A 17,792-nucleotide genomic window follows, 5' to 3' on the forward strand; every position below is an offset into this window, starting at 1 on the left:
GCATCTCGATCATGGAGCTGCGCGAAGGCCTGTGCAAATGGCCGATGGGCGATCCGCTGGATGGTGGTTTCGCCTATTGCGGCGCGGATTCGGGCATGGGCAAGGTCTATTGCGACGCGCATTGCCGCATCGCCTACCAGCCGCAGAATGATCGCCGCCGCTCGGGCTGAAGCGCGCGACATCGCTGGAATTTCAAAGGGGAGCGCAAGCCCCCTTCCTTGTCGCAGGAAGCTCTACCCGCCGAAGGTCTCGTCGAAGGCGTAACCCGTGCCGCGCACGGTGCGGATCGGGTCCTTCTGGCCCCGTCGCGTCACGGCTTTCCGCAGGCGACCGACATGCACATCCACCGTGCGCTCGTCGATATAGGTGTCGCGCCCCCAGACGCCGTCGAGCAGCTGGCTGCGCGAATAGACCCGCCCCGGATTCTGCATCAGGAATTCCAGCAGGCGGAATTCGGTGGGCCCGAGATGCAGTTCCTTCCCGGCACGATGCACGCGTTTCGCGCGGCGATCCACCAGCAGATCGCCGAGTTCAAGCCGATCCGAGAGATGATCCGGCTTGGTGCGGCGCAGAAGCGCGTTCACCCGCGCCATCAGTTCCGGCACGGAGAATGGCTTCACGATGTAATCATCCGCACCCGTCTCGAGGCCGCGGACACGATCCGTTTCCTCGCCGCGCGCGGTGAGCATGATGACCGGCAGCCGCGCGGTTTCCTTGCGGGCGCGCAGCCTGCGGCAGATCTCGATGCCCGAGAGTCCGGGCATCATCCAGTCGAGCAGGAGAAGATCCGGCGGGTCTTCCTTGAGACGCAGATCGGCTTCGTCGCCGCGCGCCACATGCTCCACGACGAAGCCTTCTGCCTCGAGATTGTAGCGCAGGAGAACCGCCAGCGCCTCTTCGTCCTCGGCGATCAGCACGCGCAGGGCCATGGCGTCACTCCGCCTTCAGGCCCTTGGTGTAATGCGTGTCCTCCGCCTTGGGGCGTGGCCCCGCCAGCGGCTCGCCGGTCTCGACCAGGTGCACGGTCTCGGCAATGTTGGTGGCATGGTCGCCCACGCGCTCGACATTCTTGGCGATGAACAGGAGATGCGCGCAATAGGTGATGGCGCGGGGGTCTTCCATCATGTAGGTCAGCAATTCGCGGAAGAGCGAGTTATGCAGCGCATCGATCTCTCCGTCCCGCAGCCAGACCTCGCGGGCGAGATCCGGCCTGTTCTGCGAGAAACTGTCGAGCACCAGCTTCAATTGCTCCTGCACCATGCGCGCCATGTTCTGGATGCCGGAAAGCGTGCGCGTGCCGATCATGGTCGAATCCATGGCGCGGACACGCTTGCCGATGTTCTTGAACAGATCGCCGATGCGCTCGATGTCCCCGGCGATGCGCACCGTGCCCATCACGGCGCGCAAGTCATTGGCCATGGGCTGGCGCTTCGCGATGAAGACCACCGCGAGATCCTCGATCTCCTGCTGGAGGGCATCGAGGGCCTTGTCGCGCTGCACCACGGCCTCGGCGCGGGTCTTGTCGCCCTTCACGAGCGCATCGATCGCTTCGACAAGCATCGCCTCGGCAATGCCGCCCATTTCATTGATCTTGCGCGAGAGGACGCCGAGCTCCTCGTCGAACGCCTTGACAGTGTGATTGGTCATGGGGCTCTCCCGTCCGATCAGCCGAAGCGGCCGGTGATGTAGTTGCGCGTCAGTTCCTGGCGCGGGTTCATAAAGATCTGGTCGGTCACGCCCTCCTCGATCAGCTTGCCGAGATGAAAGAAGGCCGTGCGCTGCGAGACACGCGCGGCCTGCTGCATCGAATGCGTCACGATGACGATCGTGAAGTTCGAGCGCAGTTCGTCGATCAGTTCCTCGATCTTCGCCGTGGCGATCGGGTCGAGCGCCGAGCAGGGTTCGTCCATGAGGATCACCTCGGGCCGCACGGCGATGGCGCGGGCAATGCAGAGGCGCTGCTGCTGGCCGCCGGAGAGCGAGGTGCCGCTGTCCTTCAGACGGTCCTTCACCTCGTCGAATAGGCTCGCCTTGCGCAGGGCTCCTTCCACGATCTGGTCGAGTTCGCTCCGGTCCCGCGCAAGACCATGCAGGCGCGGGCCATAGGCCACGTTCTCGTAGATGGATTTCGGGAAGGGGTTCGGCTTCTGGAACACCATGCCCACCCGCGCGCGCAGCAGCACCGGGTCAAGGCCGGGCTCGTAGATGTCGCGGCCATCCATGCGCAGATCGCCCGTCACCCGGCAAATGGGGATCGTGTCGTTCATGCGGTTGATGCAGCGCAGGAAGGTGGATTTGCCGCAGCCCGAAGGGCCGATGAACGCCATCACGCCCTTTTCCGGCACATCGACCGACACGTCCTTCAGCGCGTGCTTGTCGCCGTAATGGACGTTGACGTTGCGCGCGGTGATCTTTGCCCGCGGGCCTTCGCTTGTCTCGGACGTGGCTGCAGGGTTGGCTGTCTCGTTCATGGGGCGTCCTCGAAACGCGAAAAGGGGAAAGGCCGGCTCACCAGCGGCGCTCGAACATCCGCCGCAGGATGACCGCCGCCGCGTTCATCACGAGCAGGAAGCCGAGCAGCACGATGATCGCGCCCGCGGTGCGGGACTGGAAGGCGAGTTCGGGCAGATCGGACCACAGGAAGATCTGCACCGGCAGGACCGTTGCGGCCTCGGTGATCGCACCGGGAATATCGACGATGAAGGCCACCATGCCGATCATCAGCAGCGGCGCGGTCTCGCCCAGCGCATGCGCCATGCCGATGATGGTGCCGGTCATGATGCCGGGCATGGCGAGCGGCAGCACATGGTGGAACACCGCCTGCTGATGAGAGGCACCGATGCCGAGCGCGGCCTCCTTGATGGAGGGCGGCACGGCCTTCAGTGCCGCGCGGCTCGCGATGATGATGGTGGGAAGCACAAGCAGCGCCAGCACCAGACCACCCACCAGCGGTGCCGAGCGCGGCAGGTTGAAGGCATTGAGGAACACCGCGAGACCCAGCAGGCCGAACACGATGGAGGGCACGGCGGCGAGGTTGTTGATGTTCACTTCCAGAAGATCCGTGAAACGGTTCTTCGGGGCGAATTCCTCGAGATAGATCGCCGCCGCGACACCGATCGGCACGCAGAGCAGCAGCGTGACGAGCAAGGTGAGCGCCGAGCCGATCAGCGCGCCGCGAATGCCCGCGAGTTCCGGCTCGCGGCTGTCGCCATTCGTGAAGAAGCGCGCATTGAAGGCTTTCTCGGTCATGCCGCGCTGCGCGAGGGTTTCGAGCCAGGCGCTCACGGCATCATTCACGCGGCGGTTCGTCTCCGGAACGCGCAGGGTCAGCACCGACCAATCCGTGATGAGCGAGCCGGGCCTCGGCGCGACAAGGGTTGTCGCCTTCGCATCATTCGGGCCGATCTCCGTGATTTTCAGGATGCCGCCGCCGATGGATACGAACAGGCTCGGCTCGCGATCCGTCAGCGTTTCGGGCGCATTCGCGTCGGTGATGCGCGCCTGGATGGTGTTAGCCGCCTGTTCGAGTTCGTTGCGCTTCGCGTCCACGCTGGCATTGCCGCCAGCCGGCGGCAGGGTCGCAAGTTCAGCGAGCAGAGCACGACGGCGTTCGGCAAGGAAAGCCTTGGTCTCGGCAAGCGCGACCCGGAAGGCCGCCCCGCCATTGCGCAGGGTGATGTTGGAACCCTCGCCTTCCACATTCAACGGCCGGGCGCCCTTGCGCCGCGTGATCAGCGTCTCGCGCTGGCGCAGGAACAGATCGGCATCCGACGCGAGCAGCAGCGGCATCACGCGCGTCTGGCCGATGATGCCGGGATCGGCGAGCACCGCCTTGCGCAGATCATCCACGGCGCCGGAGGAGATCATGCTGTCGAGCGCGCGGCGCGCGCGGCGATCCGTGGCTTCCGGGAATTGCGCCTGCAGGGCCGCGCGCACCAGCGCCTGGTAATCGGCGCCGCGCAGATCCGCGACATCGCGCGCCCCCCTGGGATCGATCACCGCGGGATCAAACCGGATTTCCAGGTTGGCGCGATGCTCGAAGAAGGAGGGAATGCCCTTGCGCAGGATATCGACGAGCAGGAAGCCCAGGAAGGCCGCCGTCACCAGCACCGCCATCATGCCCAGCGCCTTGAACCGCGCTTCGGCGCGATAACGCTTCTTGAGGCGCGCACGCGCTTCCGCGCTGTCGAAATCGACGCCGGCGGCGGCGCGGTTCATCACGGGGGGGAGAGCCGGATCAGTCATATTGTTCCCGATATTTCCGGATGATCGCGAGCGCGATGACATTGAGCGTCAGCGTGAAGAAGAAGAGCACGAAGCCGAGCGCGAAGGCCGCCAGCGTTTTCGCGCTGTCGAATTCCTGGTCGCCGACGAGGATGGTCTTGATCTGCACGGTGAAGGTCGTCACCGCATCGAGCGGGTTGAAGGTGAGATTGGCCGCAAGGCCCGCCGCCATCACCACGATCATCGTCTCGCCCACCGCGCGGGAAATCGCGAGCATGAAGGCCGAGACGATGCCCGGCAGGGCTGCCGGCAGGAGGACGCGCTTGATGGTCTCGGATTTCGTGGCCCCAAGCCCGAAGGAGCCGTCACGCAGGGATTGCGGCACGGCGGTGATCACGTCATCCGACAGCGAGGAGACGAAGGGGATGATCATCATCCCCATCACGAGACCCGCCGCGAGCGCGCTTTCCGAGGCGACATCAAGGCCAAGGGCCTGCCCGGTGACTCGGATCAACGGGGCGATCGTGAGGGCCGCGAAGAAGCCGAGCACAACGGTGGGAATGCCGGCAAGGATTTCGAGAACCGGCTTCGCGATGGCGCGGAAGCGAGGCGACGCATATTCCGCCATGTAGATCGCCGCGAAAAGACCGATCGGGCCTGCAACCAGCATGGCGATGGTCGAGATCAGCAAGGTGCCCGTGAGCAGCGGCACGATGCCGAAGGCACCCGACGAACCGCCCTGATCGGCGCGGATCGCCGTCTGCGGCGACCAATGCGTGCCGGTCAGGAATTCCACCGGCGACACGCGCTGGAAGAAGCGGAAGGTCTCGAACACCACCGAGAACACGATGCCGACCGTGGTCAGCACGGCGATGCCCGCGCAGAGCATCAGGAAGATGGAGACGAGACGCTCGAACCGGTTGCGTGCCTTGAAATCCGGCGCGATGCGCCGCAACGCGAAAAGCAGACCGGCCACGCCCGAAGCGAGGCCCAGGGCATAAATGGCGGCAATGGCGATCTGGCGGACGCTGCGCCACGTTTCCACCGCAGCGGCCAGCGCGGAAAGATCGCCGGCGACCGGCCTTCCCGCCGCCAGATCGGCGATCTGGCGCAGGGCCACGCCACGGCGGAGCGGATCGGCCGCCAGAGCCGGATCGAGCGCGGCGAGCGCCTGCCCTTCAGCCGCGAAGCCGGTCAGGAAAGAACCGATCACGAAGACCGCGAACATCGGCAGGGCCACGGTCGCCCCGGCGAGCAGGCCATGATAGGCCGGCCGCGAGTGGAAGGTCGCGCCACGCGCCCCCTCGGCCGCGCGCCCGCGGGCCAGAACATAGGCAAAGCCCGACATCAGGAGCAGCAGCGAGAAATAGATGAGGCTCACGTTTGCTTCCCCGCTCGTCCTGTCACATCAAGGCCGGCCACTCGAAACGAGGGCCGGCCGGATTGCTGCGCTCCCGCGCCAGGCTTACTCCCGCGCCAGGCTTACTTCGGCAGGCCTTCGCCCGTCATGACCTTGAGACCCGTCACGTTTGCCTGAGATTCTGCCAGCTTCGCCTTGGGAACCGGCACGAGGCCCTTCTTCTCGAGGTAGCCGCCATCGCCAGCCGCACGATTGGAAACAAATTCCTGCGCGAACTTGTCAAGGCCCGGCACCACGCCGATATGGGCCTTCTTCACATAAACGAACATCTCGCGCGCCGCCGGATATTTCAGCGTGGAAATGGTTTCCTCGTTCGGCTCCACGCCATCGAGCTTCACGCCCTGCACCTTCGAAACATTCTCCTCGAGGAAGGAATAGCCGAAGATGCCGATCGCGCCCGGATTGGCTTCGAGCTTCTGCACGATCACATTGTCATTCTCGCCGGCTTCCACATAGACGCCGTCTTCGCGGATCGACTTCCAGGCGGCGTCGAAAGCCTTGCGGTCCGCCGCCTTCAGCGCCTTCATGGCCGGGATCTGCTCGGCGCCCGGCTCCAGGACAAGCTCGTGGAACGAGTCACGCGTGCCGGAGGTCGGCGGCGGGCCGAGCACCTCGATCGGGCGGTTCGGCAGCGAGGGGTCGACCTGGTTCCAGGTCTTGTAGGGGTTGGGGATCAGCTTGCCATCCGGGCCCGGCACGTTCTTGGCGAGGGCCAGGAACACCTGCGCGCGGGTGAGCGACAGCGGCGGGTTCTTCTTCGACAAGGCTAACGACAGGCCATCATAGCCGATCATCAGCTCCATGATGTCCTTCACGCCGTTTTTCTGGCAAAGCTCGAACTCGCCCGCCTTCATGCGGCGCGAGGCATTGGTGGCATCCGGGAACTGCACGCCGACACCATCGCAGAACAGCTTCATGCCACCGCCGGTGCCGGTGGATTCGACGACCGGGGTCTTCACGCCGGCGGTCTTGCCGAGCTGTTCAGCCACCACCGTGGTGAAGGGATAGACAGTCGACGAACCGACGATACGGATCTGGTCGCGGGCAGCGGCCAGGCCGGTCGACGAGAGAAGCGCCAAGGCCAGAAGGGCGGTGGAACGGAAGGATGTCATGAGGAAATCTCCATCGTTCGGACATCAAGGACAGTGCCGACCAACCCGAAAGCTCCCGGCGAGTTGGCGCTCTTCTAGCGAACCGCGACGACAGAACGATGACAGGCTTAGCGCTTGAATTTAGACGGCTTTATAAGCCGGCAGCACGATTGTTACAATCAATCCGGCCCTTTCGGGGCTCGCAAGCTCCAGCCGGCCGCGATGCCGCGTGACGATATGCTTGCAGATGGCGAGGCCAAGCCCGGTGCCGCCCTGCTCCCGGCTCTCGGTCGCGCTGATGCGGTAGAAGCGTTCGGTGAGGCGCGGCAGGTGTTCGGCGGCAATTCCGGGGCCGAAATCACGCACTTCCAGCACCACCTCCCCTTCGCGGCGCGCAAGCGTCACCCGAACCTTGCCGCCTGCGCTGCCATACTTGATGGCATTCTCGATCAGGTTCTCGAAGAGGCGCACGAGTTCGTCGCGTTCCCCCGGCACGACGAAGTCGCCATCCTGCGGCAGGTCGCCTTCGAGCTTCACCTTCCGCTCGGCGGCAAGCCCCCCCAGCAGATCGAAAAGATGCAGCACCAGCGGGCGCAGATCGACCGGCTCCGATGGCGGAATATGCGCCCGCATCTCGATACGCGAAAGCGAGAGCAGGTCGTTGATGAGCCTCGTCATGCGCCGCGCCTGCTCGGCGATGATGCCGAGGAAGCGCTCGCGCGCGGCGGCATCATTCTTCGCGGGGCCCTGCAAAGTCTCGACGAATCCCAGCACGGAAGCGAGCGGCGTGCGCAGTTCATGGCTGGCATTGGCCACGAAATCCGCGCGCATCTGCTCCACGCGGCGGATTTGTGTCGTGTCCTGGAAATGCAGCACGGCCGCGCTTACCCACTCGCCGCTGGCAAGCCGGCGGATGGAAACCTCGAAGCTGCGTTCCACCGGCACCCGTTCAATCAGTTCCGCCCGCTCGCCCTCTGCACCGCGCAGCACCGAATCGAGGGCCTGGGTCAGCGTCGGGTCGCGCAGGGTGTTCGAGAGCGGAAAGCCCTTCCTTAACCCCGGAAAGGCACCGAAGGCGGCCCGGTTCGCATGCTGAACAATGGCCCGGCGATCGACGAGGATGGTGGGAGAAGGCAATGCATCGAGTGCCGCACGCAAATCAGGCGAGGCATCCGTCGCGCCGGCGACCACGAACGTCTCGCGCGGCATCGCCACGTTCCGCAGGAGCAGCCAGCCCAGCAGGGCCGCCTGCGCGAGAAGCAGGAGCACGACGGGAATCGGTGAGCCAAGGGCAATGGCCAGCAGGGGAATCGCCAGAGCGAGGACGAAGCTCACCCGATAGGGCCAATCTCCGGATCGCCCGCCCGGCCCTTCCGCCATCGTCTGTTATTCCCGCTCGGAGGCGGGCTGACTTTCAAGCTGGCGCTGCAGCATGCCGGCACGCAGCATGAACTCTCGGGTGCCGAGCAGGATCAGCGCCAGGATGAAAGGCAGCAGATAATAGACAAGGCGATAGACGAGCAGCGCCCCCAGCAATTCGCCGCGCGGCACACCGGGCAGCGCCAGGAGCATCGTCACCTCGAACACACCGATCCCTCCCGGCGCGTGGCTGGCGATGCCGAGCACGACGGCGAACACATAGGCCGCCAGCATGGTCGCGAAAGGCACATGCGCATCGGGCGGCAGCAGCACCCAGAGAACCGCGGCACCGGCGCAGACATCGATCGCGCCGAGAATCATCTGCTTCAGCGTGACAGGAAAACTCGGCAGTCGCAGTCGCCAGCCCCGCACGATGAACCGGCGACGATTGTTCCGGACGAGGAAGAGATAGACCAGGATGGCGGCGAAGACTGCGACGCCGATCAGCAGGTTCATGGAGACGGGCAGCCGCGTGAACGTGCCCGCCGATTCCGGCTGGAACATCATCACCAGGCCGAACACCACCCCCATGCCGAGCCAGAACGTGATGCCGGCAATCAGCGTCAGGCTCGCAATGGCGCTCGCGCCGAGGCCGACCGAGGAATAGATCCAGTAGCGCACGGTGGCCGCCGTCAGCAGCGGAAAGCCGAGCGTGAAGCTCACGGCATAGCTCGTGAAGGATGCGAGCGCCGCAATGCGGTAGGAGATCTTCTGGACGGTCACCTCCCGCAGGGCCACCCGGTCATAGCCGGTGAGCATCAGGTAGGAGATGGCGGTGAAGAAGATCGCCAGCATGATCTGCTCGCCGCTGGCCCGGGCGAAGGCGGCCTTCACCTGCGCGCTGTCGAGTTCACCGATGACGAAATACAGGACCGTCAGCGAAAGCGCGAAAAGGGTCGCGCTGGCCAGGGTGCCAAGCAGCTTGAACCAGCGAGCACGACGCAGCCGCGCGGCGGATTCCTCGGCCGCCTCCGTTTCCTGTCCCAGGCCTTTCAGCATATTCACTCCCGGCCCGTTCTCCATCCGGCCTCGGCGGGTCGTAGCGCGCCGGTTCCAATAAGGTCAATCGCCTGCCGCGCTACCGGAGGGTGCGCAGAAAATCGAATACAGAACCGTGATGACCCGCCGCACATCCTCGTCGGCGAGGCTGTAGAGGATCGACTTGCCCTCGCGGCGCGTGGAGACAAGGCCATCGAGCCGCAGACGCGCAAGCTGCTGCGAAACGGTGGGCTGGCGCAGCGAAAGGATCTGCTCGAGTTCGGAGACGGAACGCTCGCGCTCGGCGAGCAGGCACAGCAGCAGCAGGCGGCTCTCGTGGCTCAGCGCCTTGAGGAAATCGCTGGCCTTTCGCGCCTTGCGCATCAGCATGTCGAGGTCATGGCCACCTCCATCGGCGGCGTTCATCTCATCCTTCGCAAGGGTGGCCAGCTGGCTCATGGCATGTTCCTGATCGCGAGCGCGACGTTAAGGTGGCGGCGCCGTGCCCGCCTTGGAAAGAAGGACAGACAGCAGGCCCCAGAAGCTTTCCGCATTCATGTAGCCTGTGATCCGCCCGATTTCACGACCGTTTTCCATCAATACGAAGGTTGGTGAAAAATAGATCGGAGGTTCCAGTTTCCATTCCGGTGCAAGCGGCTTGTCAAGGCTCACGCGGCGCAAGGGGGCTTTCGCGCCCTCCTGCGTCTTCGGATAGATCGGCCCGATCTCCCGGTCCCAGTTCCGGCACCAGGGGCAGCCCGCGCGCTCGAAAAGCACGAGCTCTGCAGAGGCGGCGGGGGCGGCACTCCAGCCAAGCGCCATAGCGGCAAGCATCACCGCAGTCCATCCGCGCCGGAAGCGGGCAAGGGGAAGGGACATCCGCATCGCATGGAAATAGGCGAAGACGATCCCGCTCACAAGCGGGGCGTGCCATCCGGCGGATTGTTCCTCAAGTTTTTCCGGCGGATGCGTCGGATGACGAAGGCCATGGCGAGCACGACGACCGGCACCGAGAGCGCCGTCGCGACATCGGTGGAGACCGGCAGCAGGCCGCGATCCTTCAGCCCTTTCAGCAGGAAGCTGACCAGCCCGACCACGTAATAACTGATGGCCGCGATCGAGAGGCCTTCCACGGTTTGCTGCAGGCGAAGCTGCAACTGGGTGCGTTCGTTCATGGCCCCGAGCAGCCCGTTATTCTGCTTGGCGAGTTCCACGTCGATGCGGGTGCGCAACAGGCCCGAAGCGCGCGTGAGGCGAGCGGCAAGGCTTGCGAGATTCGCCTCCATGCGCTCGCAGGTGCGGAACGCGGGGGCGTTTCGCCTTTGCAGGAAGCTCGAGATGGCCGGCGCGGTGACACCCGCTGGGTCGCCCATGCCCTCGAGCCGCTCGTTGAGGATCGCGGCATAGGCGCGCGTGGCCCCGAAGCGGAAAGTGGTGCGGGCGATCTCGCTCTCCACCTTCGCGGTCATCATGGTCAGGCGCGCGAGCAGCGCATCGCCCTCGTCGAGCCGCTGACGATGCACGAGTTCGGCGGTGAGTTTCGCGAGCCCCTGCTCCACTTCCCGGATCACCGGCCCGATGCGCTGCGCCTCGGGCAGGCCCAGAAGAGCCATGGTGCGGTAGAACTCGACCTCCGTGATGTCACGCGCCAGCGCCCCGAGACGACGATCGGTCATGCCGCGATTGATGACGACAAAGCGCACGAAACCGCCTTCATCGGGCGCGAAATCCGAGGCCATCTCGGCCATGCCATCCTCGACGATCGAATGCGAGAGGATGGACTGGCGCAGGCGCCCGATCGCGGCATCGCCTTCGGGATCTTCCACGAAGGCGATGTCGATCGAGACGAGATGCGGCCCTGGCTGCTCCGGCAGCGGCAGGTTGCGCATGATGTCGGCGGCAGGCGATTCGAACCTCGCATGCTCGCCCGAGAGCAGGAACACGAAGGTGGTGAATTCCGTATGCTCTTCCCAGCGGAAAAGGCCTTGGGGCAACTCGTGACGATGGTGCTTCGCGCCTTCCGGGGCGGGAGAGCGCCCATGCGAGCGGGCAAAATTGTCGAGCCGCTCGCGCAGCACTTCGGCCGATTCGCTGCCGCGCAGGAAGGCGAGGCCGATGAGGCGGGCGGGCGCGGAGAAAGGGAAGAACGGGCGGGAATGGGCTTCGAGCAGGACCGAATCGCGCGCGGGATGCGGCTCGAAAGGCGGGGTGGATGCAACCTTGGCCATGGATTCTGCGACTCGAGCGAAAGGCCCCGGCAAGCGCGCCGGTATCTTCTTATGCCGAATTCGGAAGCAGATGGCTACTTGGCGCGAAGGCTTTCCCGATCGAAAAATGGCGGGCTCGATGCTTTACATTCAAGAAAACCTATATACCGTTGCTCACAAAATAGAAGAACAGGGCTGGCATGGCAGGACTTTCCACGCCAGATCATGGCTGAAACCCGAGGAGGATTCCCGGCATGACGTCGCTGACCACTGTCTCGCGCCGCGATGCGCTCTGCCTCACGGCAGCTGCTCTCGCGCTCGCCCCCGGCCTTGCCCGCGCCGATGCGGCGGCGGTGGAAGCCGAACTCAGGAAGCTCTACGGCGACAAGAAGCCGGGCTCCGGCAAGATCAGGCTCGATGTGCCGCAGATCGCGGAGAACGGCCTCGTGGTGCCGATCAGCGTCGAGGTTGAAAGCCCGATGACGGAGAAGGACCACGTGAAGACGGTCCATGTCTTCGCGGATGGCAACCCGCTGCCTGGCATTGCGAGCTTCCGTTTCACGCCGGCCTGCGGCAGGGCGGCAGCCTCGACCCGCATGCGCCTCGCGCAGACGCAGAATATCGTCGCCGTCGCCGAGATGGCCGACGGATCGCTCTTCTCCACAAAGAGTGAAGTGAAGGTCACCATCGGCGGCTGCGGCGGCTGAGACGAGAGGCGAGGAGTTTCGACATGTCCAACAAACCCGTGCCCCGCGTCCGTGTTCCCGCGAACGCCAAGAAGGACGAGCTGATCGAGATCAAGACCCTCATCAGCCACGAGATGGAAAGCGGCCAGCGCAAGGACTCCGCGGGTGCCACCATTCCGCGCAAGATCATCAACACCTTCACCGCCAGTTTCAACGGCAAGACGGTGTTCGAGGCGATCTGGCATCCGGCCATCTCCGCGAATCCCTATCAGTCGTTCTTCTACAAGGCGGTGGAGAGCGGCGAATTCATCTTTCAGTGGAAGGATGATGACGGCTCCGTCTACGAAACGAAGGCCAAGCTGACGGTCGCCTGAGGCAACGGCGGCTGCGGAGAAGCACGTCACAACGCGAAACCCGACCCCACCGCCCCTCACCTGGTCGTGAAGGGGAAAGCGCGGCCGAAAAAGGGGAGAAACGGCCATGGTCTCACGGCGAGAGCTGGTGCAGGCAGGTCTTGCGGCCTCTGCGCTTCTGGCCGGCTCCGGCCTGAGCGCGGGGCGCGCCTTCGCGCAACAGAAGCTGACGCAAGGCGATATCCTGCGTTTCGAGCCGCTGGGCAATGTCACGCTGCTGCATGTCGCGGATATCCATGCCCAGCTCGTGCCGACCTGGTTCCGCGAGCCCTCGATCAATCTCGGCGTCGGCGAGGCGAAGGGCCGGGTGCCGCATATCACGGGGAAGGATTTCCTCGACCTCTACAAGATTCCCGTCGGCTCCCCCATGGCCTATGCGCTCACGAGCGAGGACTTCGCTTCGCTCGCCAAGAATTACGGCCGGATGGGCGGGCTTGATCGCCTGGCGACCGTGATCAAGACGATCCGCGCGGAACGCGGCGATAATCGCTGCCTGCTGCTCGATTGCGGGGATACCTGGACCAATTCCTGGACTTCGCTGCAAACGAAGGCGCAGGATATCGTGGATTGCATGAACCTGTTGAAGCCCGATGCCATGACCGCGCATTGGGAATTCACGCTCGGCGCGGAGCGGGTGGAGGAGATCACCAGAAGCCTGCCCTTCCCGCTTCTCGCTCAGAACATCCGCGACACCGAATTCGAGGACAGGGTCTTCGAGCCGCGCCAGATTTTCGAGAAGGGCGGCGTGAAGATTGCCGTCATCGGGCAGGCCTATCCCTACACGGCCATCGCCAATCCCCGCTGGATGTTCCCGAAATGGGCCTTCGGGTTGCGGGAGGATGAACTCCAGCGGCAGGTGGAGGAAGCGCGCGGCGAGGGCGCCGATCTCGTGGTGCTGCTCTCGCATAGCGGCTTCGATATCGACCACAAGATGGCGGGCCGCGTGAAGGGCATCGACGTCATCCTCACCTCGCACACGCATGATGCGCTTCCCGAGCCGGTGCGCGTGGGGCAGACCCTGCTGATCGCCACCGGGGCCTATGGCAAGTTCATCTCCCGGCTTGATCTTGATGTGCGGGAAAAGCGCGTGCAGGGCTACCGCCACCGGCTGATCCCGATCTTCTCGGATGCGATCGAGCCCGATGCCGAGATGGCGGCGCTGATCGCCAGGCATCGCGCGCCTTACGAGAAAGACCTCAAGCGTGTCCTTGGATGCACCGAGGGGCTGCTCTATCGCCGTGGCAATTTCCAGGGCTCGCTCGACGATGTCTTCACCGATGCGATGCTGGAAGTGCGCGATGCGGAAATCTCGCTCTCGCCCGGCATGCGCTGGGGCGGAAGCCTCCTGCCGGGGCAGGACATCACCTTCGAGGACATCGCCAACGCCTCCGCGATGACCTACCCGCAATGCTACCGCACGACGATGAAGGGCTCGATGCTGAAGGCCATCCTCGAGGATATCGGCGACAACATCTTCAACCCCGACCCCTATTATCAGGGGGGCGGCGACATGGTGCGCGTCGGCGGCATGGGTTTTTTGATCAACCCGTTCGGCACGGTCGGAAACCGCATCTCGAACATGACCTTCCTCAAGACCGGAGCGCCCATCGATGCCAGCCGCGATTATGTGGTCGCGGGCTGGGCCTCCATCAATGAGGGCACGCAAGGGCCGCCCATCTGGGATGTGGTCGGCCAATATCTCACCGCCAGGAAGACGATCACGCCGCGCAACGAAAGCGCCGTGAAGGTCGTGGGCCTTTGAAGGAGAAGCACATGTCCGATGCGCGAAAGGACAGACCGACCAGCCGCCGCGGCTTTCTGGCGGCCGCGGCCGGCGCGGGCGCTCTGGCCGCCGCCGGCGGGGCCCGGGCGCAGGGCCAGAAGCCCGACCCGCTGATCACCGAGCCGCAGGACTGGAACCGCTTCCTCGGTCCCGGCGTCGATGCCGCCCCCTATGGCAAGCCATCGAAGTTCGAGGCTGGCGTCGTGCGCCGCCATGTGGGATGGCTCACGGCGGATACGATCTCCTCGATCAACTTCACACCGCTGCATCAGCTCGACGGCATCGTGACGCCGAACGGCCTGTGCTTCGAGCGCCACCATGCGGGCGTGGCCGAGATCGAGCCTGGCAAGCATCGGCTGATGGTCCATGGCCTTGTCGAGAAGCCGCTGGTCTTCACCATGGACGACCTCAAGCGCTTTCCGGGCCGGGTGAACAAGCTCTACTTCCTCGAATGCGCGGCCAATGGCGGCATGGAATGGCGTGGCGCGCAGCTCAATGGCTGCCAGTTCACGCACGGGATGATCCATAACGTGTGGTATACGGGCATTCCGCTGAAGACGCTGCTGGATGAAGCCGGCATGCGCAACCATGCCAAGTGGCTGCTGGCGGAGGGGGCCGATGCCTCGCTGATGACACGCTCCATCCCCATCGAGAAGGCGATGAAGGATTGCCTCGTCGTCTGGGCGATGAATGGCGAGGCGCTGCGGCCGGAGCAGGGTTATCCCCTGCGCCTCGTGGTGCCCGGCTGGGAAGGCAATATGTGGATCAAGTGGCTGAGGCGCCTCGAGATCGGCGACCAGCCCTGGCAGCAGCGCGAGGAAACCTCGAAGTATACCGACCTCCTCGCCGATGGCCGCTCGCGCCGCTTCACCTTTGTCATGGATGCGAAGAGCGTGGTGACGAACCCCTCACCGCAGGCGCCCTTGCGCCAGAAGGGCCCGAACGTGCTCTCGGGCCTCGCCTGGTCGGGCCGCGGCGCGATCACCCGGGTGGATGTCTCCATCGATGGCGGCAGGAACTGGCGCAATGCGCGCATCGACGGACCGGTGCTGCCCATGTCGCTTACGCGGTTCTATGTCGATTTCGATTGGCAGGGCGAAGACCTGCTCATCCAGTCCCGCGCGATGGATGAGACCGGTTATGTGCAGCCCACCAAGGATGAGCTGCGCAAGGTGCGCGGCGTGAATTCCATCTATCACAATAACGGCATCCAGACCTGGCATGTGAAGCCGAACGGGGAGACCGAAAATGTCGAGATCCTCTAGGGCCTTGCTGGGTATTACCCTCGCGGTCGCGCTCGGCTTCCCGGCTTTCGCGCAGGCGGGAAAGACCGGGCTCGGGCGCGCCGCCCTGCCGGCCGAAATCGAGGCCTGGGACATTGATATCCGCGCCGACGGCAAGGGCCTTCCGCCCGGCAAGGGCAGCGTGAAGGATGGCGAGACGCTCTTCATCGAGCGTTGCGCCGCCTGCCATGGCGAATTCGCCGAGGGCGTTGGCCGTTGGCCGGTTCTCGCGGGCGGACAGGGCACGATGAAGGATGACCGGCCGGAAAAGACGATCGGCTCGTTCTGGCCCGATCTCTCCACCGCATTCGACTACATTCGCCGGGCCATGCCCTACGGCAACGCGCAATCGCTGACGGCGGACGAGACCTACGCGATCGTCGCGTTCCTGCTCAATATGAACAACATCGTGAACGACGATTTTGTGCTGAGCCGGGAAAACTTTCTTTCGGTGAAGATGCCGAATGCCACGGCCTTCTACGATGATGACCGCGAACAGGCGGAAAGACATTTTTGGAACCGCCCCCCTTGCATGACCAACTGCAAGCCTGACACAAAGATCACAGGTCGCGCCGCGGTTCTGGACGTGACGCCCGAAGGCGGCGACAAGAGCATCAAGGTGGAATGATTGATGAGGGACGGGAAAAGGATCGCGACGGCCTCCGCCGCTCTTCTTGCCTTTTTCATCCTGGCCGGCTGGCCCGGCCGGGCTTTCACCGGCACTTTTCGCGGCGACAAGGCTCTCGGAGAATATCTCGCCAGTGAATGCGTCACCTGCCACCAGAAATCCGGGCGGCAGGTCGGCGGCGTTCCAGCCATCGTCGGCTGGCCGGAGGACCAGTTTCTCGCCGTGATGCATGCCTACCAGAAAGGTGACCGGGAAAACCCGATCATGCGAACCATTGCGGGGCAGTTCAAGGAAGACGAACTCCTCGCTCTTGCCGCCTATTTTGGCTCGCTCAAGCCACAACGCTGACAATCGAGGGGAAACCATGACGACACGTCGAGACATTCTGATCGGCTCCGGCGCGATCGCCGCCGCGAGCACATTGCCTGCGCCTGCCGTGCTGGGCCAGGCCAGACCCCGGGTTGTCGTCATCGGCGGCGGTGCCGGCGGTGTCACCGCTGCGAAGTACATCGCCAGGGACAGCGAGAAGAAGATCGCTGTAACTCTCATCGAGGAAAACCCGAATTACCAGACCTGCTTCCACTCGAACCTCTTCCTCGGCGGCTTCCGCGACTATGCCTCGATCCTGCATGATTACGCGAAGCTGCCCGGCCATGGCGTTGACGTGGCCCGCGCACGCGCGCAGATAATCGACCGCGACAGGAAGCAGGTGGTGCTCGCCGATGGCCGGCGCATCGCCTATGATCGCGTCGTCGTCTCGCCCGGCATCGACCTGAAATACGATTCCGTTCCCGGCTGGGGGAAGGAACATGAAGAGCGCATGCCGCATGCCTGGAAGCCGGGCGCGCAGACCCGCCTGCTGAAGCGCAGGCTCGATGCGGTGCCGAATGGCGGCGTCATCGTGATGATCGCCCCCCCGAACCCCTTCCGCTGCCCGCCCGGACCCTATGAGCGCATCTCGATGTTCGCGCATGTGCTGAAGCGCACGGGCAAGACGAAGTCGAAGATCTTCATCATCGACCCCAAGGAGTCCTTCTCCAAGCAGGCCCTGTTCCAGGAGGGCTGGGACAAGCACTACAAGGGCCTCGTCGAATGGCTCGGCCCCAAGGTGCATGATGGCGTGAAATCGGTCGATTCGAAGACCGGGACGGTGGTCACCGGCTTTGAAACCTACAAGAACTGCGCGCTGGTGAATGTGATTCCGGCCCAGATGGCCGGCGCGATCGCTCGGGATTCCGGCCTTGCCAACCAGACCGGCTATTGTCCGATCCTGCCCGAGAGCATGAAGAGCGCGCTTGATGCGAATGTCTTCGTGCTGGGCGATTCCACCATTGCGGGCGACATGCCGAAATCCGCCTTCTCCGCCAATTCGCAGGCGAAGGTCGCAGCCATGACGATCCGCGGCGAATTGATCGGCGCGCGCACCTTCCCGGCGCGCTACGCCAATACCTGCTGGAGCCTGATCGAGACCGAGGACACCGTGAAGGTCGGCGGTGCCTACGAGGCCAAGGACGGCAAGATCACCGCCTCCTCCACCTTCATCTCCAGGACCGGCGAGACGGCCGAATTGCGCAAGCAGACGCAGGCCGAGAACATGGGCTGGTATGCCGGCATCATTGAGGACATGTTCGGCTGAGAATCCGGTTCCGGGCGAAACAGG

19 protein-coding genes are annotated in these 17,792 nt (G+C 64.3%); 8 read left to right on the forward strand and 11 right to left on the reverse strand.

Annotation, left to right across the window (positions count from 1 at the left end; all coding sequences use genetic code 11):
- Positions 1-11: 11 nt before the first annotated feature.
- Positions 12-170, forward strand: a complete 159-nt coding sequence (locus ACKODO_RS03310) for a GcrA family cell cycle regulator (RefSeq protein WP_408982042.1) — start codon at positions 12-14, stop codon at positions 168-170.
- Between the two features lie 63 nt (positions 171-233).
- Here the strand turns inward: ACKODO_RS03310 and phoB are convergent, their stop codons facing one another.
- From phoB to ACKODO_RS03365, 11 genes are all read right to left on the reverse strand, one after another.
- Entirely contained in the window at positions 234-929 is a 696-nt protein-coding gene (gene phoB, locus ACKODO_RS03315) for a phosphate regulon transcriptional regulator PhoB (protein ID WP_408982026.1), read from the reverse strand.
- Between the two features lie 4 nt (positions 930-933).
- The gene (gene phoU / locus ACKODO_RS03320) at positions 934-1,647 is read right to left on the reverse strand and encodes a phosphate signaling complex protein PhoU (RefSeq protein ID WP_408982027.1); all 714 of its coding nucleotides are present in this window, start codon (positions 1,645-1,647) and stop codon (positions 934-936) included.
- A 17-nt stretch (positions 1,648-1,664) separates the two neighbouring features.
- Positions 1,665-2,471 carry a phosphate ABC transporter ATP-binding protein PstB gene (pstB, locus tag ACKODO_RS03325; RefSeq protein ID WP_408982028.1) on the reverse strand — a complete coding sequence of 269 codons (807 nt, stop codon included), beginning with the start codon at positions 2,469-2,471 and terminating at the stop codon, positions 1,665-1,667.
- Between the two features lie 37 nt (positions 2,472-2,508).
- Complete coding sequence (pstA, locus tag ACKODO_RS03330) at positions 2,509-4,245, reverse strand: phosphate ABC transporter permease PstA (protein ID WP_408982029.1); 1,737 nt, start codon at positions 4,243-4,245, stop codon at positions 2,509-2,511.
- Positions 4,238-5,605 (reverse strand): phosphate ABC transporter permease subunit PstC, encoded by a 1,368-nt coding sequence (gene pstC, locus ACKODO_RS03335; protein WP_408982030.1) that lies wholly within the window; start codon positions 5,603-5,605, stop codon positions 4,238-4,240. Before pstC ends, pstA begins: the two co-directional genes overlap by 8 nt.
- 101 nt (positions 5,606-5,706) lie before the next feature.
- On the reverse strand, positions 5,707-6,756 hold the full coding sequence (locus ACKODO_RS03340; RefSeq protein ID WP_408982031.1) for a PstS family phosphate ABC transporter substrate-binding protein: 1,050 nt from the start codon (positions 6,754-6,756) through the stop codon (positions 5,707-5,709).
- Between the two features lie 120 nt (positions 6,757-6,876).
- Positions 6,877-8,115, reverse strand: a complete 1,239-nt coding sequence (locus tag ACKODO_RS03345; RefSeq protein ID WP_408982032.1) for an ATP-binding protein — start codon at positions 8,113-8,115, stop codon at positions 6,877-6,879.
- A gap of 6 nt (positions 8,116-8,121) precedes the next feature.
- The gene (locus ACKODO_RS03350) at positions 8,122-9,153 is read right to left on the reverse strand and encodes a lysylphosphatidylglycerol synthase domain-containing protein (protein WP_408982033.1); all 1,032 of its coding nucleotides are present in this window, start codon (positions 9,151-9,153) and stop codon (positions 8,122-8,124) included.
- Positions 9,154-9,216: 63 nt separating this feature from the next.
- Positions 9,217-9,558, reverse strand: coding sequence for a metalloregulator ArsR/SmtB family transcription factor (locus tag ACKODO_RS03355; RefSeq protein ID WP_408982043.1), 342 nt, complete (start codon positions 9,556-9,558; stop codon positions 9,217-9,219).
- Positions 9,559-9,618: 60 nt separating this feature from the next.
- Positions 9,619-9,966 (reverse strand): thioredoxin family protein, encoded by a 348-nt coding sequence (locus tag ACKODO_RS03360; protein ID WP_408982044.1) that lies wholly within the window; start codon positions 9,964-9,966, stop codon positions 9,619-9,621.
- 80 nt (positions 9,967-10,046) lie between these two features.
- A complete protein-coding gene (locus ACKODO_RS03365) occupies positions 10,047-11,360 on the reverse strand; it encodes a DUF3422 family protein (RefSeq protein ID WP_408982034.1) in 1,314 nt (437 codons plus the stop codon).
- A 233-nt stretch (positions 11,361-11,593) separates the two neighbouring features.
- Between ACKODO_RS03365 and soxY the strand changes: the two genes are divergently transcribed.
- The 7 genes from soxY to ACKODO_RS03400 all read left to right on the forward strand — a co-directional run bounded on the left by soxY (position 11,594) and on the right by ACKODO_RS03400 (position 17,768).
- The gene (soxY, locus tag ACKODO_RS03370) at positions 11,594-12,046 is read left to right on the forward strand and encodes a thiosulfate oxidation carrier protein SoxY (RefSeq protein WP_408982035.1); all 453 of its coding nucleotides are present in this window, start codon (positions 11,594-11,596) and stop codon (positions 12,044-12,046) included.
- 23 nt (positions 12,047-12,069) lie between these two features.
- Positions 12,070-12,399, forward strand: coding sequence for a thiosulfate oxidation carrier complex protein SoxZ (gene soxZ, locus ACKODO_RS03375; RefSeq protein WP_408982036.1), 330 nt, complete (start codon positions 12,070-12,072; stop codon positions 12,397-12,399).
- A 106-nt stretch (positions 12,400-12,505) separates the two neighbouring features.
- On the forward strand, positions 12,506-14,200 hold the full coding sequence (gene soxB / locus ACKODO_RS03380; protein ID WP_408982037.1) for a thiosulfohydrolase SoxB: 1,695 nt from the start codon (positions 12,506-12,508) through the stop codon (positions 14,198-14,200).
- An 11-nt stretch (positions 14,201-14,211) separates the two neighbouring features.
- Positions 14,212-15,486, forward strand: coding sequence for a sulfite dehydrogenase (gene soxC / locus ACKODO_RS03385; RefSeq protein ID WP_408982038.1), 1,275 nt, complete (start codon positions 14,212-14,214; stop codon positions 15,484-15,486).
- Positions 15,470-16,132, forward strand: a complete 663-nt coding sequence (locus tag ACKODO_RS03390) for a c-type cytochrome (RefSeq protein WP_408982039.1) — start codon at positions 15,470-15,472, stop codon at positions 16,130-16,132. The genes soxC and ACKODO_RS03390 overlap by 17 nt, the downstream gene beginning before the upstream one ends.
- Positions 16,133-16,135: 3 nt before the next feature.
- Complete coding sequence (locus ACKODO_RS03395; protein WP_408982040.1) at positions 16,136-16,480, forward strand: c-type cytochrome; 345 nt, start codon at positions 16,136-16,138, stop codon at positions 16,478-16,480.
- Positions 16,481-16,496: 16 nt separating this feature from the next.
- Positions 16,497-17,768, forward strand: a complete 1,272-nt coding sequence (locus ACKODO_RS03400; protein ID WP_408982041.1) for an FCSD flavin-binding domain-containing protein — start codon at positions 16,497-16,499, stop codon at positions 17,766-17,768.
- The last annotated feature ends 24 nt before the right edge of the window (positions 17,769-17,792 follow it).

This window comes from Rhabdaerophilum sp. (assembly GCF_046092605.1).
Lineage (GTDB): Bacteria > Pseudomonadota > Alphaproteobacteria > Rhizobiales > Beijerinckiaceae > Rhabdaerophilum.